General features: G+C 74.0%; 27 protein-coding genes. 13 read left to right on the top strand and 14 right to left on the bottom strand.

All coding sequences use genetic code 11. From position 1 onward, the window contains the following. Positions 1-112: 112 nt before the first annotated feature. The 5 genes from K2224_RS24950 to K2224_RS24970 all read left to right on the top strand — a co-directional run bounded on the left by K2224_RS24950 (position 113) and on the right by K2224_RS24970 (position 5802). Positions 113-1642, top strand: a complete 1530-nt coding sequence (locus tag K2224_RS24950; protein WP_221908735.1) for a TldD/PmbA family protein — start codon at positions 113-115, stop codon at positions 1640-1642. Beyond that, positions 1639-3066, top strand: coding sequence for a metallopeptidase TldD-related protein (locus tag K2224_RS24955; protein ID WP_221908736.1), 1428 nt, complete (start codon positions 1639-1641; stop codon positions 3064-3066). Before K2224_RS24950 ends, K2224_RS24955 begins: the two co-directional genes overlap by 4 nt. Positions 3067-3235: 169 nt before the next feature. Continuing rightward, positions 3236-4639, top strand: coding sequence for a tyrosine--tRNA ligase (gene tyrS, locus K2224_RS24960; RefSeq protein ID WP_221908737.1), 1404 nt, complete (start codon positions 3236-3238; stop codon positions 4637-4639). A gap of 307 nt (positions 4640-4946) precedes the next feature. Further along, positions 4947-5309 (top strand): DUF3099 domain-containing protein, encoded by a 363-nt coding sequence (locus K2224_RS24965; RefSeq protein ID WP_221908738.1) that lies wholly within the window; start codon positions 4947-4949, stop codon positions 5307-5309. A gap of 250 nt (positions 5310-5559) precedes the next feature. Further along, a complete protein-coding gene (locus tag K2224_RS24970; protein ID WP_221908739.1) occupies positions 5560-5802 on the top strand; it encodes a hypothetical protein in 243 nt (80 codons plus the stop codon). On the opposite strand, the gene moaA is transcribed toward K2224_RS24970, so the two are convergent. The 3 genes from moaA to K2224_RS24985 form a co-directional block, all read right to left on the bottom strand. Next, complete coding sequence (gene moaA / locus K2224_RS24975) at positions 5785-6774, bottom strand: GTP 3',8-cyclase MoaA (protein ID WP_221908740.1); 990 nt, start codon at positions 6772-6774, stop codon at positions 5785-5787. The genes K2224_RS24970 and moaA overlap by 18 nt on opposite strands. Positions 6775-6954: 180 nt before the next feature. Then, complete coding sequence (locus K2224_RS24980) at positions 6955-8577, bottom strand: cation acetate symporter (RefSeq protein WP_221908741.1); 1623 nt, start codon at positions 8575-8577, stop codon at positions 6955-6957. After that, a complete protein-coding gene (locus tag K2224_RS24985; protein ID WP_221908742.1) occupies positions 8574-9017 on the bottom strand; it encodes a DUF485 domain-containing protein in 444 nt (147 codons plus the stop codon). The genes K2224_RS24980 and K2224_RS24985 overlap by 4 nt, the downstream gene beginning before the upstream one ends. Before the next feature lie 186 nt (positions 9018-9203). Here K2224_RS24985 and K2224_RS24990 point away from each other — a divergent pair, with 186 nt between their 5' ends. Further along, a complete protein-coding gene (locus K2224_RS24990; protein WP_221908743.1) occupies positions 9204-9413 on the top strand; it encodes a hypothetical protein in 210 nt (69 codons plus the stop codon). 198 nt (positions 9414-9611) lie between these two features. After that, the gene (locus tag K2224_RS24995) at positions 9612-11102 is read left to right on the top strand and encodes a S8 family serine peptidase (RefSeq protein WP_221908744.1); all 1491 of its coding nucleotides are present in this window, start codon (positions 9612-9614) and stop codon (positions 11100-11102) included. A 46-nt stretch (positions 11103-11148) separates the two neighbouring features. Here K2224_RS24995 and K2224_RS25000 read toward each other — a convergent pair whose 3' ends face one another. Genes K2224_RS25000 through K2224_RS25010 form a run of 3 tightly spaced genes read right to left on the bottom strand, consistent with a single transcriptional unit; the run spans position 11149 to position 14534 of the window. After that, complete coding sequence (locus K2224_RS25000; protein ID WP_221908745.1) at positions 11149-12780, bottom strand: TIGR03086 family metal-binding protein; 1632 nt, start codon at positions 12778-12780, stop codon at positions 11149-11151. Positions 12781-12813: 33 nt separating this feature from the next. Further along, entirely contained in the window at positions 12814-13560 is a 747-nt protein-coding gene (locus K2224_RS25005) for a lysoplasmalogenase (RefSeq protein WP_221908746.1), read from the bottom strand. Then, positions 13557-14534, bottom strand: a complete 978-nt coding sequence (locus K2224_RS25010; protein ID WP_221908747.1) for a sterol desaturase family protein — start codon at positions 14532-14534, stop codon at positions 13557-13559. Before K2224_RS25010 ends, K2224_RS25005 begins: the two co-directional genes overlap by 4 nt. A 336-nt stretch (positions 14535-14870) precedes the next feature. Between K2224_RS25010 and K2224_RS25015 the strand changes: the two genes are divergently transcribed. The 5 genes from K2224_RS25015 to K2224_RS25035 all read left to right on the top strand — a co-directional run bounded on the left by K2224_RS25015 (position 14871) and on the right by K2224_RS25035 (position 19732). Beyond that, a complete protein-coding gene (locus tag K2224_RS25015) occupies positions 14871-15902 on the top strand; it encodes a DEDDh family exonuclease (RefSeq protein WP_221908748.1) in 1032 nt (343 codons plus the stop codon). 63 nt (positions 15903-15965) lie between these two features. Continuing rightward, a complete protein-coding gene (locus tag K2224_RS25020) occupies positions 15966-16199 on the top strand; it encodes a hypothetical protein (RefSeq protein ID WP_159504504.1) in 234 nt (77 codons plus the stop codon). 116 nt (positions 16200-16315) lie between these two features. Next, positions 16316-17158, top strand: coding sequence for an SURF1 family protein (locus tag K2224_RS25025; protein WP_221908749.1), 843 nt, complete (start codon positions 16316-16318; stop codon positions 17156-17158). 29 nt (positions 17159-17187) lie between these two features. Next, a complete protein-coding gene (locus tag K2224_RS25030) occupies positions 17188-18972 on the top strand; it encodes a glycoside hydrolase family 15 protein (RefSeq protein ID WP_221908750.1) in 1785 nt (594 codons plus the stop codon). A 4-nt stretch (positions 18973-18976) separates the two neighbouring features. After that, the gene (locus K2224_RS25035) at positions 18977-19732 is read left to right on the top strand and encodes an SDR family oxidoreductase (protein WP_221908751.1); all 756 of its coding nucleotides are present in this window, start codon (positions 18977-18979) and stop codon (positions 19730-19732) included. A gap of 52 nt (positions 19733-19784) precedes the next feature. Here the strand turns inward: K2224_RS25035 and amaP are convergent, their stop codons facing one another. From amaP to K2224_RS25060, 5 genes are read right to left on the bottom strand one after another with little or no spacing between them, the layout of a single operon-like run. After that, positions 19785-20390 carry an alkaline shock response membrane anchor protein AmaP gene (gene amaP / locus K2224_RS25040; RefSeq protein ID WP_221908752.1) on the bottom strand — a complete coding sequence of 202 codons (606 nt, stop codon included), beginning with the start codon at positions 20388-20390 and terminating at the stop codon, positions 19785-19787. A gap of 7 nt (positions 20391-20397) precedes the next feature. After that, positions 20398-21075 (bottom strand): DUF6286 domain-containing protein, encoded by a 678-nt coding sequence (locus K2224_RS25045; RefSeq protein ID WP_221908753.1) that lies wholly within the window; start codon positions 21073-21075, stop codon positions 20398-20400. After that, positions 21072-21464 (bottom strand): hypothetical protein, encoded by a 393-nt coding sequence (locus tag K2224_RS25050; RefSeq protein WP_221908754.1) that lies wholly within the window; start codon positions 21462-21464, stop codon positions 21072-21074. Before K2224_RS25050 ends, K2224_RS25045 begins: the two co-directional genes overlap by 4 nt. 6 nt (positions 21465-21470) lie before the next feature. Then, positions 21471-21668: a hypothetical protein gene (locus K2224_RS25055; protein ID WP_221908755.1), complete on the bottom strand. Its 198-nt coding sequence runs from the start codon at positions 21666-21668 to the stop codon at positions 21471-21473. A gap of 36 nt (positions 21669-21704) precedes the next feature. Next, complete coding sequence (locus K2224_RS25060; RefSeq protein ID WP_221908756.1) at positions 21705-22181, bottom strand: Asp23/Gls24 family envelope stress response protein; 477 nt, start codon at positions 22179-22181, stop codon at positions 21705-21707. A 177-nt stretch (positions 22182-22358) separates the two neighbouring features. Between K2224_RS25060 and K2224_RS25065 the strand changes: the two genes are divergently transcribed. Further along, a complete protein-coding gene (locus K2224_RS25065; RefSeq protein ID WP_221908757.1) occupies positions 22359-23081 on the top strand; it encodes a hypothetical protein in 723 nt (240 codons plus the stop codon). Between the two features lie 23 nt (positions 23082-23104). Here the strand turns inward: K2224_RS25065 and K2224_RS25070 are convergent, their stop codons facing one another. From K2224_RS25070 to K2224_RS25080, 3 genes are all read right to left on the bottom strand, one after another. After that, positions 23105-23884, bottom strand: a complete 780-nt coding sequence (locus K2224_RS25070; RefSeq protein ID WP_221908758.1) for an enoyl-CoA hydratase/isomerase family protein — start codon at positions 23882-23884, stop codon at positions 23105-23107. A gap of 114 nt (positions 23885-23998) precedes the next feature. Further along, positions 23999-24220, bottom strand: a complete 222-nt coding sequence (locus K2224_RS25075; RefSeq protein WP_043263790.1) for a helix-turn-helix domain-containing protein — start codon at positions 24218-24220, stop codon at positions 23999-24001. A 350-nt stretch (positions 24221-24570) separates the two neighbouring features. After that, positions 24571-26169, bottom strand: coding sequence for an ABC-F family ATP-binding cassette domain-containing protein (locus K2224_RS25080; RefSeq protein WP_221908759.1), 1599 nt, complete (start codon positions 26167-26169; stop codon positions 24571-24573). Positions 26170-26305: the final 136 nt, after the last annotated feature.

Raw genomic sequence — 26305 nt, forward strand, 5'->3', positions numbered from 1 at the left:
CCCGGTTCACTGTCGGGTCTCCACAGAAGCGTGCCAGGTCGGGTCTCCACAGAAGCGCGCCAGGAGGCACCGCGGCACGGCATGATGCACCCGCCGACTACCGGAGGATGCCGTGCCAGCCGCACCCCACGACCTTGACGAGACCTTCCGCGCGCTGCCGCTGCGCGCGCTGGCCGACGCCGCACTGGCGCGGGCCCGCGCGCTGGGCGCGGAACACGCCGACTTCCGCCTGGAGCGGGTGCGCAGCGCACTGTGGCGGCTGCGGGACGCCCGTACCTCCGCCACCTCCGACACCACCGACCTCGGGTACGCGGTGCGGGTGGTGCACAACGGCGCCTGGGGCTTCGCGTCCGGCGTGGACCTGACCATGGACGCCGCGGCGCGGGTGGCCGGGCAGGCGGTGGCGATGGCGAAGCTGTCCGCCCGGGTGGCCGAGACGGCCGGCACCGGGGAGAAGGTGGAGCTGGCCGACGAGCCCGTCCACGCGGACCGCACCTGGGTCTCGTCCTACGAGGTGAACCCGTTCGACGTGCCGGACGCCGAGAAGACCGGGCTGCTCGCCGAGTGGAGCGCCCGGCTGCTGGCGGCCCCGGGGGTGGCGCACGTCGACGCGCAGCTGCTGGCGGCCCAGGAGAACAAGTTCTACGCGGACACCGCCGGCACCAGCACCACCCAGCAGCGGATCCGGCTGCACCCGGAGCTGACCGCGGTCGCGGTGGACCCGGCCACCGGCGACTTCGAGTCGATGCGCACCCTGGCGCCGCCGGTCGGCCGCGGCTGGGAGTATCTGACCGGCGGCCACGACTGGGACGCGGAACTGGCCGCGATGCCCGAGCACCTCGCCGAGAAGCTGCGCGCCCCGAGCGTCGAGCCGGGCGCCTACGACCTGGTGATCGACCCGTCCAACCTCTGGCTGACGATCCACGAGTCGGTCGGCCACGCCACCGAGCTGGACCGGGCGCTGGGCTACGAGGCGGCGTACGCGGGCACCTCGTTCGCCACCTTCGACCAGTTGGGCTCGCTGGTGTACGGCTCGCCGCTCATGCAGGTGACCGGCGACCGGACCGCCGAGCACGGCCTGGCCACGGTCGGCTACGACGACGAGGGGGTGGCCGCCCAGTCCTGGGACCTGATCCGGGACGGTGTTCTGACGGGCTACCAACTCGACCGCAGAATGGCCAGGTTGAAGGGGTTCCCGCGGTCCAACGGCTGCGCGTACGCGGACTCCCCCGCCCATGTGCCGGTCCAGCGGATGGCGAACGTCTCGCTCCGTCCGGCGCCGGACGGGCCGTCCACCGAGGAGCTGATCGCCGGGGTGGAACGGGGCATCTATCTCGTCGGCGACCGGTCGTGGTCCATCGACATGCAGCGCTACAACTTTCAGTTCACCCAGCAGCGGGCTTACCTCATCCGCAACGGCCGGCCGGCCGGGCAGCTGCGGGACGTCGCCTACCAGGCGACCACCACCGACTTCTGGCGGTCGATGACCGCGCTGGGCGGCCCGCAGACCTATGTCCTGGGCGGCGCCTTCAACTGCGGCAAGGCCCAGCCGGGCCAGATCGCGGCGGTCTCCCACGGCTGCCCGTCGGCGGTCTTCGAGGGTGTGAACGTGCTCAACACGACGCAGGAGGCGGGGCGATGAGTCCGCACGGTAGGCGCAGCAACCGGCCGTACGAGATCGTGGAGCGGGCGCTTGCGCTGTCCCGTGCCGACGGCTGTGTGGTCATCGCGGAGGAGCACTCCGGTGTCAATCTGCGCTGGGCGGGCAACGCCCTCACCACCAACGGCACCGCTCGGGGCCGGACGGTCACGGTCGTGGCGACCGTGGACGGCGCGGAGGGCACCGCGTCCGGGGTGGTCTCGCGGTCCGCGGTGACCGCGCTGGACCTGGAGCCGCTGGTGCGGGCCGCGGAGGCGGCCGCCCGGGACGCCGGGCCGGCCGAGGACGCCCGGCCGCTGGTCGCGGGCGGGGAGCCGGCGGCCGGCTTCACCGACGATCCCGCGGAGACCTCCTCGGACGTCTTCGCCGCGTTCGCCCCGGCCCTCGGGGAGTCCTTCCGGCAGGCCCGGGCCGGCGGCCGCGAGCTGTACGGCTTCGCCCAGCACACCGTGGTCTCGTCGTATCTGGGCAGCTCGACGGGGCTGCGGCTGCGGCACGACCAGCCCACCGGGACGCTGGAGCTGAACGCCAAGTCCCCGGACCGTACCCGTTCGGCCTGGGCCGGCCGGGCCACCCGGGACTTCGCCGACACCGATCCGCGGGAGCTGGACGCCGAGCTGGCCCGGCGGCTGGGCTGGGCCGAGCGCCGGGTCGAGCTGCCCGCCGGCCGCCACGACACGCTGCTGCCGCCGAGCGCCGTCGCCGACCTGCTGGTCTACCAGCAGTGGTCGGCCACCGCGCGGGACGCCGCCGAGGGCCGGACGGTCTTCTCCAAGGCCGGGGGCGGGCAGGGCGCGGCCCGGACCCGGATCGGCGACCGGCTCGCCGCGCTGCCGCTGACGCTGCGCAGCGATCCGGCGGCCCCCGGGCTGGAGTGCGCCCCGTTCGTGCTGGCCCACTCCTCCGGGGCGGACGCCTCGGTCTTCGACAACGGGCTGCCGCTGGCCGCCACCGACTGGGTGCGCGAGGGGGTGCTGGACCGGCTGGTGGCCACCCGGCACGGTGCCGCGCTCACCGGGCTGCCGGTGGCGCCGGCCGTCGACAACCTCCTGCTGGAGGGCGGCGGTTCGCAGACCCTCGACGCGATGGTGGCCGCCGCCGGCCACGACGGCCCGACGCTGCTGCTGACCTGCCTGTGGTACATCCGCGAGGTCGATCCGGCGACGCTGCTGCTGACCGGGCTCACCCGGGACGGGGTCTATCTGGTGGAGCACGGCGAGGTGACCGGCGCGGTGAACAACTTCCGGTTCAACGAGTCGCCGGTGGACCTGCTGGGCCGGGCGGTGGCGGCGGGCCGTACCGAGCGGACGCTGTCGCGGGAGTGGGGCGACTACTTCCCGCGGACGGCGATGCCGCCGCTGCGGGTGCCGGACTTCAACATGAGTTCGGTCAGCCCGGGGGTGTGACCGGGGGCGCGAGGGGCGGGCGGCCGGTGCCGGGCCCGGTACCGGCCGCGGTGTGCGGGCCGCGGGGGGCTCGCCGGGCCGGGCGGATATCGCGGTGAGCGGCCGATCCCGGCCTAATAGACTGTCGCCCTGTCCTCCCTCTCGGGAACCACGATCGATCAGGAACGCCATGACACGCCTCGGCGAATCCGTCGCCCGCGCCAGCGCACTGCTCTCCACCGACCTCTCCTCGGACGACACCGTCCGGGAGCTGCTCAGGGAGACCGGTGAGCGGCGCTATCTCGACCTGACGGACCTGCCCGCCAAGGAGCAGGCCGAGCTGATCGCGTCCCGGACGGTCGAGGTGCTGCCGGGCGTGGAGAAGCTCGCCGAGCGCATCGAGGAGCGCCGGGCCGCCGGCAAGGGCCTGCACGTCAAGCTGGGCATCGACCCGACGGCGACCGATGTGCACCTCGGGCACGCGGTGCCGCTGATCATCCTGAGCCGCTTCCAGCGCCTGGGCCACGACGTCACGCTCATCATCGGCGACTTCACCGCGAAGATCGGCGACCCGTCGGGCCGTACGGCCGAGCGTCCGCCGCTGACCGACGAGGACATCGCGCACAACCTCGCCACCTACCGCGAGCAGGTGCGTCCCTTCTTCGACTTCGAGAAGGTCAGCTTCCGGCAGAACAGCGAGTGGCTGGCGCCGTACACCTTCCCGGAGCTGCTGGGGCTGCTCGCCCAGGTGCCGGCCTCGCAGCTGTTGCAGCGCGAGGACTTCCGCAACCGGCTGGCGGCCGGTTCGGGCCTGACGATGACCGAGCTGCTGTACCCGATCGCGCAGGGCCTGGACTCGGTGGCGCTGGAGTGCGACGTGGAGCTGGGCGGTTCCGACCAGCTGCTCAACCTCCAGATGGGCCGCAAGCTGATGGAGCTGCGCGGGCAGCGGCCGCAGCTGGTGGTGACCATGCCGCTGATCGAGGGCACCGACGGCACCGGCGCCAAGATGTCGAAGTCCAAGGGCAATTACGTCGGGCTGAGCGCGCCCGCCGACGATGTCTTCGGCAAGATCATGTCGGTGCCGGACCGGCTGATGGAGCCGTACCTCAAGGCGTGGACGGAGTGGACGGACGAGGAGGTCACGCTGGCCCTGGGCCGGGTGGCGGACCGTTCGCTGCACCCGATGGACCTCAAGAAGGTCCTCGCCGGCGAGGTCGTGGCGGCGCTCTACGGGCTGGACGCGGCGATGGCGGCCCGGGCCGGCTTCGTGGCGCAGTTCTCCAAGAAGTCGTTCGCGGACGTGGAGTCGCTGCCGGTGGTGGACGCCGGTGAGCACGGCGCGCTGACGGTGGCGGCGGTGCTGACGACGGTGCTGGAGTTCACTCCGAGCGCCTCGGCGGCGCGGCGGCTGGCGAAGCAGAACGCGCTGCGGCTGGTGGTCGAGGGTGCGTCCGGCCAGTCGACGCATGTGCTGGGCGAGGCCGACGCGGTGCGTCCGCTGGCCGAGGTGCTGGCGGAGAAGCTCTCCGGCGACGACGGCACCGCGTACCTCAAGGCCGGCCGCAAGCTGGCCCAGATCATCGGCCGCTAGGTCCTGTCGTCGAACTCCCGTTGTTCGCCCGGTGCGGCGAGAGTGCGTGCCGGGCGCCGGACGGCAGACGGGAGTTCGACGACAGGACCTAGGACGCTTCCGACGGGTGGGCGCGGGGCTGTGGTCCGGCCCGCCCGGTGGGAGGGCCGGGCGCACCGACGGCCGACGCACGGCTACGGCATACGGCGGAGCGCTCCGTACGCCGCCGACGCGACCCGGTCTCGTAAGGCGGTGAGGGGCGGCGTACCGTGGATTCCGACCGGAGTGCGGGGAGAATCCGGCGGGACCGAGCAGGTGGTGGAACGTGATGCGGAAGCAGAGCGCCGGTGCACAGACCTTCCGGATCACGGGGGCCCGTCAGGGGCTGACCGAGGATGTGCGGGGGCGCCAGCGGCGGTATGTGATCTCGATGGCGGTGCGGACGGTCGCCGTGGTGCTCACGGCGGTGCTCTGGAACGTCGAGCGGCCGATTGCCATTGCAACGCTCGTCATCGGGATGGGGCTTCCCTACATCGCGGTGGTCATCGCCAACGCCGGCCGGGAGAACGTCCCTTCGCTGCCGTCGACGCTGGTGACCGCCTCCCGGCGGGCACTGACGACGGGCTCGGCGGAATCCGTTCCGGAACGGCGGGCGGAGGAGTCCGCGCAGTCGCGCGAGGAGCGGGGCTGAGCTTCGCCGCACCCGGTTGGCTCAGCAAAGCTCAAGAAAAGCTCAGATCAATCATGTGGTTCCGCTGCACCGCACGCCGCTCCCCGTGACATACTGCGTACGCGCTCCGCATCCCCCGTCGGAGCGACGGACCGACGCCGGGCGGCTCCCCCCGTGGCTGCCCGGCGTCGTCATGTCCGCACACCGGAGCGCCGGCTTCTCGGAGCGACGGCGACGGAAGCGGGCGCGGGCCGGGTCGTAGGGTTGAGGAGTGAACTCCCCGAACGATTCCGCGAGTACCGTCATCTGCTCGGCCAAGGGCTGCCGCGCCGCCGCGGTGTGGGTGCTGGCCTGGAACAACCCGAAGCTGCACACCCCGGACCGGCGCAAGACCTGGCTGGCGTGCGAGGAACACCGGGAGCATCTGTCGCAGTTCCTGGGCGTGCGCGGATTCCTCAAGGACGTGGTGACGCTGGAGGAGTGGGAGCGGGCGCGGTCAGCCTCCGATGGCTGACATCGGGCGGTCCGGCTGGTGGAAGGTCGGGTCGTCGAGGCCGGACCCGGCCTTCTTGCCCCACATGGCCACCTTCCAGAGGCGGGCTATCTCGGCGTCGGGGGCGCCGGAGCGCAGCGCGGCGCGCAGGTCGGTCTCCTCGGTGGCGAAGAGGCAGGTGCGGATCTGGCCGTCGGCGGTGAGCCGGGTGCGGTCGCAGGCGCGGCAGAAGGGGCGGGTCACCGAGGCGATGACGCCGACGCGGTGCGGGCCGCCGTCGACGAGCCAGCGCTCGGCGGGGGCGGAGCCGCGCTCCTCCTGGGCCTCGGGGGTGAGGGTGAAGCGGGTGCGCAGCGAGGCGAGGATGTCGCCGGCGGTGATCATTCCCTCGCGCTTCCAGCCGTGTTGGGCGTCCAGCGGCATCTGCTCGATGAAGCGGAGCTCGTAGTCGTTCTCGACGGCCCAGGCCAGGAGGTCGGGGGCCTCGTCGGCGTTGAGGCCGGGCATCAGGACGGTGTTGACCTTGACGGGGGTGAGGCCGGCGGCGCGGGCGGCCTCCAGGCCGTGCAGGACGTCGGCGTGGCGCTTGCGGCGGGTCAGGGCCTGGAAGACGTCGGGCCGGAGGGTGTCGAGGGAGACGTTGACCCGGTCGAGGCCGGCGGTGCGCAGGGCGGTGGCGGTGCGTGCCAGGCCGATGCCGTTGGTGGTCAGCGACATTCGGGGGCGGGGGGCGAGGGCGGCGACCCGCTCGACGATGCCGACCAGGCCGGGGCGGAGCAGCGGCTCGCCGCCGGTGAAGCGGACCTCCTCGACGCCGAGGTCGCGGACGGCGATGCCGATCAGGCGGACGATCTCGTCGTCGGTGAGCAGGTCGGGCTTGGCGAGCCACTGGAGGCCCTCTTCGGGCATGCAGTAGGTGCATCGCAGATTGCACCGGTCGGTGAGCGAGACCCGCAGGTCGGTGGCGATGCGGCCGTAGGTGTCGATGAGCACTGGGCCCCCTCCCCGAGAGTCCGGACCGGTCCGTCGATCAGTACGCCTTCGAGACTACGCGATGGGTCCGACAGTGAGGAGGCGTGAGAAGCACGAGGTGGGCGGGGTGACCTCGTAGGTCTCTACGAGGTCACCCCGCCCGGGGGCTGTAGGGACGGCTCAGTGCCTGGGAGGAGGGGCTCAGTGGGCGCCGCTTCCGGTGAGGGAGCGGACCTCCAGTTCGGCGTACTTGGCGGCGTCCGGCTGTTCCTTGGAGAGGAGGGAGCCGGCCCAGCCGAGGAGGAAGCCCAGGGGGATGGAGATCAGGCCCGGGTTCTCCAGGGGGAACACCGCGAAGTGGGCGCCGGGGAACATCGAGCTCTCCTTGCCGGAGACGACCGGCGAGAAGAGGACGAGGAGGACGGAGGAGAGCAGGCCGCCGTAGATGGACCACAGGGCGCCCTGGGTGGTGAAGCGCTTCCAGAAGAGGCTGTAGAGGAGGGTCGGGAGGTTGGCGGAGGCGGCGACGGCGAAGGCGAGGGCCACCAGTCCGGCGACGTTGAGGCTGCGGGCGAAGACGCCGAGGACGACGGCGATCGCGCCGACGCCGACGGTGGCCCAGCGGGCCGCGCCGACTTCTTCCTTCTCGGTGGCCCGTCCCTTGCGGAGCACGTTGACGTAGATGTCGTGGGCGAAGGAGGAGGACGAGGCGAGGGTGAGGCCGGCGACCACGGCGAGGATGGTGGCGAAGGCGACGGCGGAGATGACGGCGAGCAGGACGGCGCCGCCGGTGGAGCCCGCGCCGCCGCCGATCTCCTGGGCGAGGAGCGGGGCCGCGGTGTTGCCGGCCTTGTTGTCGTGGGTGATGACGCCGGGCTTGAGGAGGGCGGCGGCGCCGAAGCCGAGGGCCAGGGTCATCAGGTAGAAGACGCCGATGATGCCGATCGCCCAGTTCACCGACTTCCGGGCGGCTTTGGCGGTGGGCACGGTGTAGAAGCGGATGAGGATGTGCGGCAGGCCCGCGGTGCCCAGGACGAGGGCGAGGCCGAGCGAGATGAAGTCGATCTTCGAGGTGGCGGTGGCGCCGTACTTGAGGCCCGGTTCCAGGAAGGCTGCGCCCTTGCCGCTGTTCTCGGCGGCGGCGCCGAGCAGGGCGGAGAGGTTGAAGTGGAACTTCCACGCCACCAGGAAGGTGATGAGCAGGGTGCCGGCGATCAGCAGCACGGCCTTGACCATCTGGACCCAGGTGGTGCCCTTCATTCCGCCGATGGTGACGTAGAGGATCATCACGATGCCGACGAGGACGACGACGAGGATCTTGCCGGCCTCGCTGGTGATGCCCAGCAGCAGCGTCACCAGGGCACCGGCACCGGCCATCTGCGCGAGCAGGTAGAAGATCGAGACGACGATGGTGGAGGTGCCGGCGGCGGTGCGGACCGGGCGCTGGCGCATCCGGTAGGCGAGGACGTCGCCCATGGTGAAGCGGCCGGAGTTGCGCAGTGGTTCGGCGACGAGGAGGAGCGCGACGAGCCAGGCGACGAGGAAGCCGATGGAGTAGAGGAAGCCGTCGTAGCCGAAGAGGGCGATGGCGCCGGCGATGCCGAGGAAGGACGCGGCGGACATGTAGTCGCCGGAGATGGCCAGGCCGTTCTGGAAGCCGCTGAACTTCCGGCCGCCGGCGTAGAAGTCGTCGGCGCCCTTGGTCTGCCGGCCTGCCCAGACGGTGAGGCCGAGGGTGGCGGCGACGAAGACGGCGAAGAGGGTGACGATCAGGGTGCGGTGCTCACCGGCGGCGCCGGCGGCGAGGTGGGGGGTGAGGTTCATGCGCCGGCCTCCTGGACACCGGTCTGCTCGGGGCCGTCCTCCGGGACGGCCCGCGCGGGTCCGGTCCGCGCCGTACCGGCCTGCGGGGCGGTCGCCGGTGCCGGGCCGTCCAGGCGGGCCCGCAGGGCCTCGGCCCGGGGGTCGAGCCGGGTGGCGGCGTGCCGGGAGTACCACCAGGCGATCAGGAACGTGGTGGCGAACTGGGCGATGCCGAGCACGAAGGCGACGTTGAGGTGGCCGGCGACCTTGGTGGCCATGAAGCCGCCGGCGTAGCTCGACAGCAGCACGTAGCCGAGGTACCAGAGGACGAAGGCGAGGGTGAGCGGGAAGGCGAACGACCGCTGGGCGCGCCGGAGTTCGGCGAACTCCGGGCTCGACTGCACCTGGGGGTAGTCGGGCGGGTCGTGTGGTCCCCGGTCGGCGTGGGGTGCGGTGATCACGGAGTCTCCTGACGTTCGGCGAGCTGATGCGGAGCCGGAAATAAGGCCCCGATAAGTGACATGGATCACGCATCGTAAGGGGATTGGCCGCGATGCGACAGACGGTGGATGGTTGAATTCCCGAAGAAATCAGGGGAAAGGGTGCACCGGCCGCCACCGCTCGGGCGACGCTTCGTTGAGCCGGTCATGACTCCGCCGCCCCCACCGGACCCGGCTCCGCACGCCCCGCGCCGGCGCCCTTACGGCAGCGTCCGGCTCTCCATGCCGATCAGCGCCACCCCGTCCCGGCCGCGCCCCGGGCGGGAGCCCCGGCGCTGGTACGGGCCGCGGATCCCGCTGCCACCGCTGAGCATGGGCACCCTGCGGCACCGCGACAGCGCGGGACGCCGGGACTGAGGACGCCGGCGGCGACGCGCCCCCGCGCATACCTGATGGCGCGTCAAACCACCTGACCGGGCGCCGATTTGCCACCCCTGAGAGGTTTTTTCCGCGTTCCGTTGCTGTGCGCCGGTGATCGCCGCTAGCTTCACCTCTCGTGCAACCGCCGGTGCGCGCCCCGCGCCCCGGCGGTCCGACGGACGAGGTGGAGTACCCATGGCACGCCCCCTTGCACATCCCCGCCACAGACTCCTGCGGGCCCTGGCCGTACCGCTCGGGCTGGCGCTGACGGCGTCGCTCGGCTTCCTCCCGGACGCGGCCGGCGCCGCGCCGCCGGCCGACGGCCCGCTGCTCTCCTACGTGGTCAACACCGTCCCCGGCCATGCCACGGTCGGCAGGGTCGAGCAGGCGATAGCCCGCGCCGGCGGCACGGTGGTCACCGCCCACGACCGGATAGGCGTGATCGTCGCCCATGCGGCCAACCCCCGGTTCGCCGCCACCATGCGGACGGTGGCGGGCGTGCAGTCGGCGGGCGCGACCCGTACCGCGCCGCTGAAGCCGTCCGGCACCGCCGACTTCGGCCGGCCGCAGCGGCTGACGAGGGCCGAGCTCGTGGCGGCGGAGCGGACGGCGAAGGCGGAGGGCGAGGAGCCGCTGGAGCCGCTCCAGTGGGACATCCCCGCCATCAAGGCCGACCGGGCGGCCAGGGTGAACCCCGGCAGCCGCAAGGTGACCGTCGCGGTCATCGACACCGGCGTGGACGACACCCACCCGGACCTCGAACCGAACTTCTCTGCCCGGCAGTCCGCCAGCTGTGTGGGCGGGGTGCCCGACACCTCCCCGGGGGCCTGGCGGCCCCGCGACCCGGTGGGCGACGCGCACGGCACGCATGTGGCGGGCACCATCGCCGCCGCCCGCAACGGCGTCGGGGTGACCGGCGTCGCGCCGGGCGTGAAGGTCTCCGCCATCAGGGTCAGCGAGCCCGGGGCCGGCTTCTTCTACGCCGAGAGCGTGGTCTGCGCCTTCGTCTTCGCCGCCGACCACGGCGTCCAGGTCACCAACAACAGCTATTTCGTCGACCCGTGGATGTTCAACTGCAAGGACGACGCCGACCAGGCGGCCATCGTCGACGCGGTCGGCCGGGCGGCGAAGTACGCCCAGGACAAGGGCGTGGTGAACGTCGCCGCCGCGGGCAACGCCGACACCGACCTCGCCGCCGACAAGCTCACCGACACCGGCAGCCCCAACGACTCCACCCCCGTCACCCGCACCATAAGCCCCAGGACCTGCTGGGACGTGCCGACCCAGCTGCCGGGGACGGTGACCGTCGCGGCGACCGGATCGCACGGCCTGAAGTCCGGCTACTCCAACTACGGCCTGGGGCAGATCGACGTGGCCGCACCGGGCGGCGACGCCCGGCAGGTACCCGAACCGCCCGCCAAGAACGGCAACATCCTCTCCACGATCCCCGGTGGCGACTGGGCGTTCTACTCCGGGACGTCGATGGCCTCCCCGCATGTCGCGGGCGTGGCGGCGCTCCTGAAGAGCGCCCACCCCAAGGCGAGCCCGCAGGAGATCCGGTGGCTGCTCAAGGAGCAGGCCGACAACCCCGGTTGCCCGGCGGGCGACGCCACCTGCACCGGCACCCGGCACGTCAACAGCCACTTCGGCTACGGCATCGTCGACGCGCTGAAGGCCGTGCGGTAGCGGCTGCCCGGTGACGGACCGGCGGCGGACCGGTGCCGCCGGTCCGTCACACCGCGCGGCCCAGGTAGGCGGCGAGCCGGTCCGCGGCGGTGGCCCCGGGCGGGGCGGGGCGCTCCGGGGCGAACGAGCCGCCCTCGGTGCGCGGCGCGGCCCCGTAGAGGCGCCGCGCCGCCGCCAGGGTCTCCTCGGCGACCTCCGGCGCCAGCACGGTCGGGGCGCCGATCGCCCGCGCCAAGTCCCAGCCGTGCGCGAGGAGTTCGATCACGACCTGTTGGACGAACAGCGCGCCGGGCGCCTGGTGGGGGCCGAAGGTGCGGACCGTCATCCCGCTGCTCCGGAAGACCGCGAGCGCGTCGCGGGCGGACTCCTCGAAGGCCGTGCGGGGGTCGTCGCCGAGGTGGTCGGCGGTGTGGTCGGTACGCGGCGTCCCCTCGGCGATCGAGGCGACCATCAGGCTCTCCCACACCATGTGGTCGAGCAGTTCCCGCACGGTCCATGCGCCGCACGGGGTGGGTCGCGCCAGGTCCGCCGGCCGCAGACCGGCGACGAGCCCGCCGACGGCGCCGACGACCCGCTCGTAGGCGTACAGCACCCGCTCCGGGTCGGTGCCGGCGAAGGCGCCGCGGTCCACCTCCACGGGGGTGAGGTGGGCGCGCAGGGCAGCGGCCGTCCAGGCGCCGGCGGCCTCCCAACGGGGCGGCGCGGGGCGGCCGGTGACGGTGCACAGCAGCCGCCAGTAGCGCTCGACGAGGGGTTCGGCGACGGCCTCCAGCTGCTCCAGCAGCCGGGCCCGGGCGGCCGGGCCGTCCTCGGTGGGCGGGGGTGATACAGCAGCGCGAAGCGCTTCCGGCGAAGGGTGGTGGCGGGCGACGGGCGGGCCCGCCTGGGTGGGGAGCCAGGCGGCCACCAGCTCGGCCACGACCGGTGCGGCGGCGGGCGAGTCCGGTGCGACGCCGTCGGCGAGGGCGGTCTCGGCGCGGGTGTGCATCAGGGCGGCGACGCGCCGGGCGCCGGCTTCGGCTTCGGCCGTGGCCGCGGGGTCGCCGCCGGGAGCCGTGCCGGTCCCGGCGGTCATACGGGCGCTGTAGGCGGCCAACCGGCGCCAGGCGGCGCGGAGTTCCGGGTCATGGACCAGGTCGGCCAGTTCGGTCCAGGCGGCGAGCTGTTCGGGGGTGGGGTCCTCGGGCAGGTCAGGGGTGGCGGCCAGCAGGCCGCCGCGGTAGGAGGGGGCAGGTATTCCCCTCAGGGCGTCGTCGATGGCGTCGGCGACGATCCGGCGGCGTTCCCCGGCCGTCTGGCGGGCGAGTCGGGTCATCTGCGGCAGCTCCTCTGCTGCGCTGCCCCGTACGGCCACCGCCCGCAGCACGGCGCTCTGGGCGCGCAGTGCGGAGATCTGCGCGTCCAGTGCGTCGGCCGAGCACGCCGCCGTGTCGGCGAGGGTCCGCTCGCGGCGCAGGACGGCGCGGATCGCCGCCGTCCCGACGCCCAGTTCGCGCAGGCTGCGCACGATCTCCAGGCGGTCGGGGGCGTCGGTTCCGTAGAGGCGGTAGCCCGCGGGGGTGCGGGCGGCGGGCGGCAGCAGGTCCTGGTCCGACCAGTTCCTGATGGTTTTGACCGGGATGCCGGTCAGGCGCGACAGCGCGCCGATCGGAAGCAGTTCCGTGCCGTCCTCGTACATGCCTCCACCTTCGGGTCTCCCACGGGGGGAGACTCAAGCGGCACCGTACGCGACCGGTGGGCGCGGCGCCGGGGGCGCCGGCTCGTCCGGGGCTGCGGCGGCCGCCAACACCCCCAGGGCGAGGGCGTATTGGGCCGCCGTGTAGGTGAGCATGATCCAGAACTGGGGGGCGGGAAGGTGCGGCCAGTGGGCGAGGCCGCCGGCGATCAGGGAGTCGGAGAGCATGAAGAGCAGTCCGCCGGCGGCGGCACGGGGGCCGGCGCGGAGCGCGCCGAACGCCGTCGCGGTGAGCAGCAGGCTGTACCCGGCGACCGGGATCCGCAGGTCGGCGGGCAGGTCGGGCCACAGCAGCAGCACGGTGCCGACCAGGGCTGCGGCGTACAGCCCGGCGACCGCGGCGGTGCGCGCCCGGCGGGGGCCGATCGGGCCGCCGTGCCGGGCGAAGAGCAGCAGGTAGCAGAGGTGTCCGGCGGCGAACGACCCCATGCCGGCGCGGAACGCGCGCTCGCCGCCGATCTGGAGGAAGGTGTCGCCGCCGCAGCCGAACAGCAGCGCCCCGGCCAGCAGCGGCGGGCCGCCGCGGAGCAGGACATGGGCGGCGAGCAGCGGCATCAGGGCCGGTTTGGTCAGGTGGACGGCGGTGTCGGCGAAGGAGGCGGAGCCGCTGCCGGGCGCGGCGGCGGCGTGCGCCAGGAGGGCGGCGAGATGGCCGACGGCCAGTACGGCGAAGGCGACGAGCAGGGCCCGTGCGGCGCGCGGCCGGGGCGCGAGGGGTCTCACGCGGCGGACTCCCCGACGGGGGAGCCGGCCGGCTCGGCGGCCGGGGCCCGGTCCGCGGCGGGGCGGCCGCCGGCTTGCGCACCGGTCTCCACGGCCGTGTCGGCCGCGGCCCCGGTGGTGCCGGCCGGTGCCGCGTCCCGGAGTCGGGCCGGCTGCCAGCCGGGCCCGCGGAACACCCGGCCGGCGCGCTCGCCCCAGCTCTCGGCGGCCCGGACGTCGCGGGCGATGGCGGCGTACTCGTGGGTGGCGACCCGCAGCGGGTTGAAGGTCCTGATGTTCTTGGTGAGGCCGAAGACGGGCCGCTCGGTCTCGGGGACGAACGAGCCGAACATCCGGTCCCAGACGATCAGGATCCCGCCGAAGTTGCGGTCCAGATAGCCGCCTTGGGAGGCGTGGTGGACGCGGTGGTGGGAGGGGGTGTTGAAGACGAACTCGACGGGGCGGGGCAGGGTGCCGATCCGCTCGGTGTGGACCCAGAACTGGTAGACGAGGTTGGCGCCGGAGGTGAAGGCGACCACTGCCGGGTGCACGCCCAGCGCGACCATCGGCACGTAGAAGGGCCAGACCGTCCACGTCGTCCAGGGCTGCCGCAGCGCGGTGGTGAGGTTGAACTTCTCGCTGGAGTGGTGGACCACGTGGCAGGCCCACAGCACCCGGATCACGTGGTGGCCGCGGTGCGACCAGTAGTAGAAGAAGTCCTGGGCGAGCAGCATCAGCGGCAGCGTCCACCACGTGACGGGGATGCGCAGCGGCGTCAGCTCGTAGAGCGCGGCGTAGAGCGCCACGATCGGTATCTTCCACAGCGCGTCGAAGACCAGGCTGCCGAGCCCCATGGTGACGCTGGTGGCCGCGTCCCGCGTCTCGTAGCCGGCGGCGTCGTCGTCGGGGTGCAGGCGGTAGCTCACCATCTCCACCACGGTGAGCAGGACGAAGGCGGGCACGGACCACAACACGACATCGGGCAGGTGCGGCATGCCCCGCACCATAAGTGCGCCGACGGGCGTACGGCTAGGGGTTGTTACTCAGAAGTATGTAAGACCGGGCGTCAGCTTCGGGGGCGGGCGTACCGGCGGTAGCCCCGGTGGACGTACCGGCGGTAGCCCCCGGGCCGGGCGGGAGCCGCGAGGGCGCCGCCGGGCCCGCGCCGAAGGCCCGTTCGCGACGGCCGGGCTGATGCGGCGTCGGCCCCGTGACGGCGCCGCATCGGCCCCGGTGGTGCGCGTCGCGCGGCCGGATCCGCCCGGGCGTCCCGGCCGGATGTGCCCCGGCGGTTCGGTGGCTGTCGGTGGTGGCCCGTATCCTCAGTGACCATGCTCGAAGACCGCAGCGCAGCCGCCCCCTCGATCGCGCCGAAGATCGGCCGGCAGCCGGGCCCGCAGACGCCGCCGGCCGACTGGCCGGCCGGGTATCCCCAGGGATACGCGGTGGTCGACGTGGAGACCACCGGCCTGGCCCGCGACGACCGGATCATCTCCGCCGCCGTGTACCAACTCGACGCCCAGGGCGAGTTCCAGGACTCCTGGTACACCCTCGTCAACCCGCAGCGCGATCCCGGCCCGGTCTGGATCCACGGGCTGACGAGCGAGGTGCTGGCCGACGCGCCGCTCTTCCCCGAGGTCGTACCGGAGCTCTCCGCCCGGCTGGCCGACCGGGTGCTGGTCGCGCACAACGCCATGTTCGACTGGTCGATGCTGGCCCGCGAGTACGCCCGCGCCTCCGCCGTCGCCCCGGTGCGCCAGCGGCTGTGCACCATCGCGCTCTCCAAGGAGCTGGGCCTGCCGCTGCCCAACCACAAGCTGGAGTCCCTCGCCGCGCACTTCGGCGTCGTCCAGGAACGCGCCCACCACGCCCTGGACGACGCCCGGGTGCTGGCCGAGGCGTTCCGCCCCAGCCTGCGCCGGGCCGCGCAGACCGACGTCCGGCTGCCGCTGCTGACCTGCCAGCCGCTGACGGAGTGGTCCGACGCCCCCGCGCCCCGCCCGCGCGCCACCGGCTCCGCCTACCGCCCCGCGGCCTGGCGGCCGTCCCGCAAGCGCCCGGCCTGCCCGTACCCGAACCCGGGGCGCTACGAGCCCGGCGGCCGGCTGGTCCAGGGCATGCGGGTCGCGTTCTCGGGCGACACCTCCGTCGACCGCGAGCTGCTGGAGGACCGGGCGACCGAGGCCGGACTGCACGTGGCGACGAGCGTGTCCCGGCTGACGAGCCTGCTGGTGACCAACGACCCGGACGCCCGCACGTCCAAGACGGTCAAGGCCGCCTCGTTCGGCACCGCCGTCGTCGACGAGGCGGCGTTCATGCAGCTTCTCCAGGACGTCCGGCCGGCGGCACCGGCGTCCGGGTGAAGCCCGGCCAACACACCCGCCGGCACCTCGCCCGTCGGCGGCCCCGCCCGCACGCTGTGGCGCATGGCACGTTGTGAGGTTTGCGGAAACGACTACGGCATGACGTTCGAGGTGCACGCGCAGGGCGCGGTGCACGTCTTCGACTGCTTCTCCTGCGCGATCCACCGCATGGCGCCGATCTGCGAGCACTGCCGTGTGCAGATCATCGGGCAGGGCGTGGAGGCGGAGGGGCAGTGGTACTGCGGTGCGCACTGCGCCCGCTCGGCGGGGCGGGTGGGCATCGTCGACCGGGTCTGACGCCGCTCCCGGCCGCGGCGTCCGGCGCGCGCCGCGGTCCCGGCCGGCCTGCCGCGGGCCGCTGCCGGGGGGACCCGCGGGCCGGGCGCCGGGGGCCGCGAGGTACCGTCGCTGCCGTGTACCGCTTCCTGTTGTCCCGGCAATGGGTGATCCTCACCCTCGTGGGCCTCGTGCTGATCCCGGTCATGATCAAGCTGGGGTTCTGGCAGTTCCACCGCCATCAGCACAAGGTGGCGCAGAACGCGCAGATCGCGCACAACCTCGCCGCCACCCCGGTCCCGGTGACCGACCTGACCGCGGTCGGCCGGCCCCTGCCGCACGGCGAGATGTGGCGCCGGGTCACCGCCACCGGAAGCTACGACACCGCGCACGAGGTCGTCGTCCGCCAGCGCACCGCCGCCGACGAGCAGAAGATCGGTTACTACGTCCTGACGCCGCTGGTGCTCGGCAACGGCCAGGCAGTGGTGGTCAACCGCGGCTGGATCCCGACCGGCGACGACCTCACCAAGTTCCCGCACGTGCCGGCCGCCCCCAAGGGCACGGTCACGGTCACCGGCCGGCTGATGGCCGACGAGACCACCGCGGCCAGCGGGATCAAGGACACCAAGGGCCTGCCGCCCCGCCAGGTCATGCTGATCAACAGCGGGCAGCAGGCGAGGCTCAGCGGCCACCGGATGCTCGGCGGCTACATCGAGCAGACCGCGCCCAAGACGGACTCCCCCGAGCAGGTGCCCGAGCCGGACCACGACTCCATCGGGCCGCACATGGCGTACGCGGTCCAGTGGTGGCTGTTCGCGGCGGCGGTGCCGGTCGGCTGGGTCGTGCTGGTCCGCCGGGAGCGCCGCGACCGGCTGGCCGCCGCGGCCGCGCAGGCCGAGCCGACCGAGCCCGCCGAGCGGGACGAGCAGGCCGCGGAGGCCGCGGAGGCCGTAGCCCGGACGGCGGTCGCCCCCGACTAACGCACCCGCGGCGCGGGAAAGGCCGCGGAGTGCATCCACGCATCGAGGACTACGCGCTCATCGGCGACCTCCAGACCGCCGCGCTCGTCGGCCGGGACGGCTCCGTCGACTGGCTGTGCCTGCCCCGCTTCGACTCCCCCGCCTGCTTCGCCGCCCTCGTCGGCGGCCGGGACAACGGCCACTGGACCCTGGCGCCGCGCTCCGCCGAGGCCCGCGCCGAACGCGCCTACCGCGGCGACTCGCTGATCCTCGACACCGTCTGGGAGACCCCCGAGGGCAGCGTCCGGGTCACCGACTTCATGCCGCAGCGCGACCGGATGCCCGACCTCGTGCGGATCGTCGAAGGGCTGCGCGGCCGGGTGGAGATGCGCGGGGAGCTGCGGCTGCGGTTCGACTACGGGCGGGTGGTGCCGTGGGTGCGCGCCACCGAGGGAAGCCGGGTGGCGGTCGCCGGCCCGGACTCGGTCTGGCTGCGCACCCCGGCCCAGGGCAGCACCTACGGCAAGGACTTCAGCACCCGCTCCGACTTCGCCGTCGCCGCCGGCGAGCGCACCGCGTTCGTGCTGACCTGGCACCCCTCGCACGAGCCCCGCCCCGACCAGATCGACCCGTTCGAGGCGCTGGCGGAGACCACCGACGACTGGCACACCTGGTCCGCGCGGTGCCGCTACGACGGCCCGTACCGCGCCGCGGTGATCCGCTCCCTGATCACCCTCAAGGCGCTCACCTACGCGCCCACCGGCGGGATCGTCGCGGCCCCCACCACCTCGCTGCCCGAGGAGCCGGGCGGGGTCCGCAACTGGGACTACCGCTACTGCTGGCTGCGGGACGCCAGCCTGACCCTGAACTCCCTGATCTGCGCCGGGTATCTGGACGAGGCCGGCGCCTGGCGGGACTGGCTGCTGCGCGCGGTGGCCGGCGCCCCCGACGACCTGCAGATCATGTACGGGCTGGCCGGGGAGCGGCGGCTGCCGGAGTTCGAGCTGCCGTGGCTGTCCGGGTACCAGGACTCGCTGCCGGTGCGGATCGGCAACGCCGCCGTCCGGCAGCGGCAGCTCGACGTCTACGGCGAGGTGATCGACTCGTTCCATGTCGCGCGCACCGCGGGCCTGCCGGCCGAGCCGCACGCCTGGAGCATCCAGCGGGCGGTGGTGGACTACCTGGAGTCCACCTGGCGCGATCCCGACGAGGGCATCTGGGAGATCCGCGGCCCGCGCCGGCACTTCGTGCACTCCAAGGTCATGGCCTGGGTCGCGGCCGACCGCGCGGTACGGGCGCTGGAGCGGCACCCCAGGCTCGGCGGGGACGTGAACCGCTGGCGGGCGATGCGCGACGACGTGCACCGGGAGGTCTGCGCGCGCGGCTACGACGCCGAACGCGGCGCCTTCACCCAGTCCTACGGCTCCCGGGAGCTGGACGCCGCGACGCTGCTCATCCCACGGGTCGGCTTCCTGCCGGGGGACGATCCGCGGGTGGTCTCCACCGTCGACACGGTGCGCCGCGAGCTCTCGCACGACGGTCTGGTCCGCCGCTACAGCACCGAGGGGCGGTCGGTGGACGGACTGCCGGGCGGCGAGGGCGCGTTCCTGGTCTGCTCGTTCTGGCTGGCGGACGCGCTGCTGCTGACCGGACGGCGGGCGGCGGCCCGGAAGCTGTTCGAGCACCTGCTGACGCTGCGGAACGACGTGGGGCTGCTCTCGGAGGAGTACGACCCGGCCGCGAGGCGCCAGTTGGGCAACTTCCCGCAGGCGTTCAGCCATGTCGGCCTGGTGGGGACCGCCTTCGCGTTGCAGGACGGGGCGGGGGCAGACTAGGGCCATGGATCTTGGACTCACCGACCGGACGTATCTCGTCACCGGCGCCACCCGGGGCCTGGGCTTCGCCACCGCCCGCGAACTGGTCGCCGACGGCGCCAATGTGGTGCTCACCGGCCGCACCGAGGAGGCCGCGGCCGAGGCGGCCGCCACCCTGGGCGAGCGGGCCCTGGGCGTGGCCGCCGACAACTCCGACGCGCAGGCCCCGGCCCGTCTGGTGGCCGCCGCCCGGGAGCGCTTCGGCCGCTTCGACGGCGTCCTGATCAGCGTGGGCGGCCCGCCGCCCGGCACCGCCGCCGGCAACACCGACGACGAGTGGCGGACGTCCTTCGAGACGGTCTTCCTCGGCGCGGTGCGGTTCGCCCGGACCGCCGCCGCCGAGCTGGGCGAGGGCGGCGTCATCGGCTTCGTGCTCTCCGGCTCGGTGTACGAGCCGATCGCCGGGCTCACCGTCTCCAACGGCCTGCGCCCGGGCCTCGCCGGCTTCGCCAAGTCCCTGGCCGACGAGGTCGGGCCGCGCGGCATCCGCGTCGTCGGCGTCCTCCCCGGCCGGATCGCCACCGACCGGATGACCCAGCTCGACGAGCTCTCCGGCGACCCCGAGGGCTCCCGCGCCCGCAACTCCGCCACCATCCCGCTGCGCCGCTACGGCGACCCCGCGGAGTTCGGCCGCACCGCCGCCTTCCTCCTCTCCCCCGCCGCGTCCTATCTGACGGGCGTGATGGTCCCGGTGGACGGCGGGGCCCGGCGCGGCTTCTGAGGCCGGCGGGGCGGGACGGGCCGCGGGGCCGTCCCGCCCCCTCGGGCCCGTCCTAGCCGACCCGTTCCGGCCGATGGCGGACCGCCCGCAGGCGGACCTCGGCGGGCAGGCGCTCCAAGCCGGCCGAGGTGCGGGCGTCGGTCAGCGCCGTCTCGGAGAGCCGCAGCACCACGGTCCCGGGGTCGGCGTGCGGGGCGAGGACGAGCAGGGCGCGCACCTGCGGCGCGGTGCGGCGGCCGGTCAGCACCGCAGCCGCCCGGTCGACGCCGTCCACCGCCGCCGCCCCGGCCGCCAGGACGTCCTCCAGCGCCCGGCCCCGCACCGTCGCACCCGCACCGTCACCGGTGTCCACCAGCACCGTGCCGAGCCGGCGCCGCCGCAACTGCGCCAGCAGCCACCACAGCAGCAACAGCACCAGGACGGCGAGCCCGGCGATGACCGCCGGCCACCACCAGCCGCGGCCGGTGAAGCGGGTGCGGTCCGCCGCCGGGAGCAGGACGTCGTCCGGGCGGGCCCAGGGCCAGCCGGACGGCAGGTCGAGGTGCAGGCGGGCCGGCAGGTCCAGGCCGCCCAGCAGGACCAGCCCGCCGGCGCCGAGCAGGAGCACGCCGACCAGCCCGAGCAGCGCCCGGTTGACGCTCGCGTGGGCGGTGCGCATCGCGGGCTCACCTCCCTTTCGGACGCCGGACGTCGACGGTCAGCCGCAGCCCGCGGGTCAGGCCGAGTCCGTGCAGCCCCGCGCCGAGCACCGTGGTGAGGTCGCCGCGGACCGCCGCCAGCTCCCGGAAGTGCGCCACGGCCCGCGCCCGCGCCCGGCGCCGGCCCACGGTCATCCGTACCGTCTGCACCCCGGCGACCTCCATGGCCCGGTCGCGCAGCACCAGTGCGGCTGCCGACCGGTCGAGGCCGGCGCGGACGCCGGGGGCGGTGCGCCGCATCGGCAGCACGGCCCGCAGCCCCGGGGTGGCGGCCAGTGCGAGCAGCCAGATCCCGAGGGCCAGTGCGGCGGCCGCGGCGCCCAGCACCCAGGGGTCGTCGAGGTGCCGGACGGCAAGTTCGTGCGCCAGTCGCCGGCGCCAGGCCATCGCGGGGCGGCCGGCCCGTACCGCGGCCACGTCGTAGAGCAGCAGCCCGGTGGCGCCCAGCAGTACCAGGGCGACCAGCGCCGCGGGCACCCGGCGGGCCGACCAGAAGCGCCGCGCGGGCTCACCGGCGGGCGGGCCGGGCTCGGCCGTCTCCGGTGCCGGCAACTCGCCCGTGGTGCCGGGCGGTTCACCACGGCGCCCGCCGACCGCCGGGCCGGTCCCGGCCGCCCCGGCGCTTCCCGGCCCCGGCCCGTTCACCGCACCCGCCCCCGGGCCCGGTCCGTCAGCAGCGGCGAGTTCAGCCGCTCCACCTGCACGGCCACCTCGGCGACCGTCATCCCCGCCAACGCCCTCACCCGCTCGGTGACTTGACGGCGCACCAGGCGGCAGTGGGCGCCGATGGGGGCGGGGTAGGCGAGTTCCACGGCGATCCGCAGCCGGGCCTCGCCGAACGGCGGGTGGACGTCGCGGTGGGCCACCGTCACCGTGGCGTGGGCGTCGGTGGGGGCGCCGGGGGCCGCCTCGCGCAGCGCCTCGCGGGCCGCCCGCGCGGCGATCCCGGCGACCACCCGGTCGGCGATCCTGGTGGCGCCGCGCTCACCGGCCGGTACGTCGCCGGCAGCGGCGGGCGGGGACACCGTCGCCATCCGGGGTCACCGCCGCCGGTCGTCGCGGTCGCCGGTCCGGACGCGGAAGAACTCCCCGGCCGCCAGGTCCCCGTCGAGGAACCTGCCGGCCATGAACCCGACGGCGCCCAGCGCCGCCACCAGGACGAAGGCCCCGAACCCGCCGAAGTACCCGGCGAAGCCCAGCGCCATCCCGGCCACGAGACCGATCACGGTCATGCTCATCGTGCGCTCCTTCGCTACGGCTCCGGCCGGGCCCGGTCACTGGAGCCGCGGTTCCGCCGCCTCGGCCGAGTCCGGCCCGTAGTCGCCGTCGGCCTCGTCGGGCAGCTTCACATCGCTCACCGCGATGTTGACCTCGACGACCTCCAGCCCGGTCATCCGCTCCACGGCGGCGATCACGTTCTCCCGGACGGCCCGGGCCACGTCCGCGATCGCGACCCCGTAGTCGACCACGATCTCCAGGTCCAGCGCGGTCTGCACCTCGCCGACCTCGGCCTTCACCCCGCGCGCGGGGGCGGCCGACCGCCCGCCGCCGGGCACCCGGTCGCGCACCGCGCCCAGCGTGCGGGCGAACCCGCTGCCCATCGCGTGGACGCCCACCACATCGCGGGCGGCGAGCCCGGCGATCTTCTCCACGACGCCGTCGGCGATGGTGGTCCGGCCGCGCGTGGCGGGGTCGCCGCCGCCCCGTTTCACCGGCCTCGCGGTGTCCGCGCCCAGCTGGCTCTCCGTCATCGCCGTGCGTCCCTTCTGGGATATGCACCTTTCATGCCATTCGTTCCGTTCTCCACATTAGGGGCGGACGACGGGGCGCGCTCCGGGGGTGCGGCAGCGGAGTGCCGCGCCGTCCGGACTGCCGCGGCGGGCGGGCTGGGGCAGGCTGGGGAGGTGGTCCGGGAAAGGGGTGACGCGGTGGCCGCGAACGGCTTGGCACACACCGTGCGGCAACAGCTCGGCATCGGCCGGATCCTGCCGCTCGGCGGCCCGGCGGACGGGGCCTGGATCACCGAACGCGCGGCCCGCGCGGCCCTGTTGCGGGCCCCCGGCACCCCGCCCGGCGTACGCCTGGACGCCCTGCGGCTCTCCCTCGCCACCCCCGGCGACGCCCCGGCAGCGACCGTGCCGGCGCCGCCCAGTGCCCTGCCGCCGGGCCCGCTGCGCATCGCCGCGGACCTGGCCGCACCGTCCGGCCGCCCGCTGCCGGCGCTCGCCGCGCAGCTGCGGACGGCACTGCTGGCCGCGGCGGAGGACGGCCTGGGGCTGCGGGTGGGCGCGGTGGACCTCCGGATCGGCGAACTGCTGGACACCCCCGCCGAGGACGGCCCCGGGGAGAAGGACCGGGCCGCCGACCGGCCCCCGGCACCGGCCGCCGCGGGCCCGGCCGGTGCCGCGGCGGACCCCTCGGACCTCGTCGCCCGGGTCCTCGCCGTCCCCGGGGTGGCCCGGCTCGCCCCGGCCCTGGCCAGCCACTCCCGCCCGGTCGCCCGCACCGGCGACCATGTCCTGGTCCAGCTGGCGACCACCGCGGGCCACCGCCCCCTGGACGTGGCCCGCGCCGTCCGCCGGGCGGTCACCGGCCCGCCGCCGGCACCGCGGTCGGCCGCGGTGCTGGTCACGGCGGTGGCGGACGGCTGACGGCCGGTGCCGCGGGCGGGCGGTCAGTCCCCGACGCCGGCCAGGTCCCGCAGCCGCCGCGCCTGAGCGGCGCGCTCGGCGCGGCGCTGCTCCTCGTACGTCCGGTCCGCGGCGCCGGCCAGCAGGGCCTTGGTCTCGATGACGGCGTCCCGGGGCGCGGCGGTGAGCGCGGCGGCCAGGTCGGCCGCCGCGGCGTCCAGTTCACCGCCGGGCACGACGAGGTTGACCAGGCCGATCCGCTCGGCCTCCGCGGCGTGCACGAAGCGCCCGGTGGCGCAGATCTCCAGCGCCCGGGCGTAGCCGACCAGTCCGATCAGGGGGTGCGTGCCGGTCAGGTCAGGGACGAGGCCCAGACTGGTCTCGCGCATGGCGAACTGCGCGTCCTCAGCGGCGACCCGCAGGTCACAGGCGAGCGCGAGCTGGAAGCCGGCGCCGATGGCGTGCCCCTGGACGGCGGCGATGGACACCAGATCGTGCCGCCGCCACCAGGTGAACGCCTCCTGGTACTCGGCGATCGTGGCGTCCAGCGCTTCGTCCGTACCGCGCGCCATGTCGAGGAACGACGGCTCGCCGTCGAACCCTTCGGGCGTGAACGCCTGCCGGTCGAGCCCCGCGGAGAAGGACCTGCCCTCGCCGCGGAGCACCACGATCCGAACGTTTCCCGGCAGCAGCGATCCCGCCTCGGCCAGTGCCCGCCACATGGCGGGACTCTGTGCGTTGCGCTTGGCCGCGTTGGCGAGGGTCACCGTGGCGATCGCGTCGTCCACGGTGAGCCGCACACCGTGCTTGTCGAGCAGAGTCATGAGGGCGCCTCCGAGTCAGCCACCGCACCTGCGTGCGTAAGTGACTGAACGGTAACCTCCCGGCCGACCACTCGACCGGCCGGGGGGCACCGCCTTCACCCGGAGCCGCGGCCGTCAGACCGAGGCGGCCTTCTTGCCCCTCGTGGCTCCGCCGCGGCCGCGCAGGACCACACCGGATTCGCTGAGCATCCGGTGCACGAATCCGTAGGAGCGGCCGGTTTCCTCGGCCAGCGCCCGGATGCTCGCTCCGGCGTCGTACTTCTTCTTCAGGTCTGCCGCGAGCTTCTCGCGCGCGGCGCCGGTCACCCGGCTGCCCTTCTTCAGAGTCTCGGCCACCCGTGCCTCCTCGTGGGAAGTGCGCTCTGGACTCTCATGATCACCCCTCCCCGGCTTCCTGGCCACCCATTCCGCAAGGTCTGTGCGACATCCTTCGGCGTCCCGCGGCCGCCCGGAGCGGTCGGAATTCTCTCTTCCGCGCGCCCCGCGACGCCGACGCGCGCCCCGGCGGGCGAGAAGTGCCAGGTCAGGTGGCCTGTCGCGGAAACGACGAAGGCCGGGCCGCGAGGGCCCGGCCCGTTGCCGCAGGCTCGCCGGTGTACGAGCCGTTCTCACTCAGATGATGGATCACCCATGGGCCGAATGATCCAGCGGCCGTGATCCAACCGGTGGCGGCGGTACGGCGGTGATCAGGCCAGCGCGACCAGGTCCGCGTAGTCCTGGCCCCACAGGTCCTCGACGCCGTCGGGGAGGAGGATGATCCGCTCCGGCGACAGCGCGTCCACCGCGCCCTCGTCGTGCGTCACGAGGACCACCGCGCCGGTGAAGGTGCGCAGCGCGCCGAGGATCTCCTCGCGGCTGGCCGGGTCGAGGTTGTTGGTGGGCTCGTCGAGCAGCAGGACGTTGGCGGAGGAGACGACCAGCGTCGCCAGCGCGAGGCGGGTCTTCTCGCCGCCGGAGAGCACACCGGCGGGCTTGTCGACGTCGTCGCCGGAGAACAGGAAGGAGCCGAGCACCTTGCGGACCTCGACGAGGTCCATGTCGGGGGCGGCGGAGCGCATGTTCTCCAGGACCGTGCGGTCCGGGTCCAGGGTCTCGTGCTCCTGGGCGTAGTAGCCGAGCTTCAGGCCGTGGCCGGGGCGGACCTCGCCGGTGTCGGGCGTCTCGACGCCCGCCAGCATCCGCAGCAGGGTGGTCTTGCCGGCGCCGTTGAGGCCCAGGATGACGACCCGGGAGCCCTTGTCGATGGCGAGGTCGACGTCGGTGAAGATCTCCAGGGAGCCGTAGGACTTGGACAGGCCCTCGGCGGTGAGCGGGGTCTTGCCGCACGGTGCCGGGTCCGGGAAGCGCAGCTTGGCGACCTTGTCGGAGACGCGCACCGCCTCCAGGCCGGCGAGCAGCTTGTCCGCGCGCTTGGCCATGTTCTGGGCGGCGACGGTCTTGGTGGCCTTGGCCCGCATCTTGTCGGCCTGGGAGTTGAGGGCCGCGGCCTTCTTCTCGGCGTTGGCGCGCTCGCGCTTGCGGCGCTTCTCGTCGGCCTCGCGCTGCTGCTGGTAGAGCTTCCAGCCCATGTTGTAGACGTCGATCTGGGCGCGGTTGGCGTCCAGGTAGAAGACCTTGTTCACGACCGTCTCGACGAGGTCGACGTCGTGGGAGATGACGATGAAGCCGCCGCGGTAGGTCTTGAGGTAGTCCCGCAGCCAGGCGATGGAGTCGGCGTCGAGGTGGTTGGTGGGCTCGTCGAGCAGCAGGATGTCGGAGTCGGAGAAGAGGATCCGGGCCAGCTCGACGCGGCGCCGCTGGCCGCCGGAGAGGGTGTGCAGGGGCTGGCCGAGGATGCGGTCGGGCAGGCCCAGGCTGGCGGCGATGGTCGCGGCCTCGGCCTCGGCGGCGTACCCGCCCTTGGTGAGGAACTCGGTCTCCAGCCGCTCGTACTTCTTCATGGCCTTCTCGCGGGTGGCGCCCTTGCCGTTCGCCATCCGGTCCTCGTTCTCGCGCATCTTGCGCAGCACGGTGTCCAGGCCGCGGGCGGAGAGGATGCGGTCGCGGGCCAGCACGTCGAGGTCGCCGGTGCGCGGGTCCTGCGGGAGGTAACCGACCTCGCCGGAGCGGGCGACCGAGCCGCCGGCCGGGACGCCCTCGCCGGCCAGGACCTTGGTGAGGGTGGTCTTGCCGGCGCCGTTGCGGCCCACCAGGCCGATGCGGTCGCCCCTGGCGATGCGGAACGAGGCGGACTCGATGAGGACGCGGGCGCCGGCGCGCAACTCAAGGCCGGAAGCGGTGATCACGGGGAAAACTCCAGGGCAGGAAGACGGCGGGTTGGACGGACGGTCCGAGAGCGGTCTGCGCCGTCTAATGAACCCAGAGGAGAACTGCCATGCAGGCAGTCTAACGGGCCGGTGCAAATGGATATCCGGCGTTGTC

It is taken from the genome of Streptomyces sp. BHT-5-2, assembly GCF_019774615.1.
Taxonomy (GTDB): Bacteria; Actinomycetota; Actinomycetes; order Streptomycetales; family Streptomycetaceae; genus Streptomyces.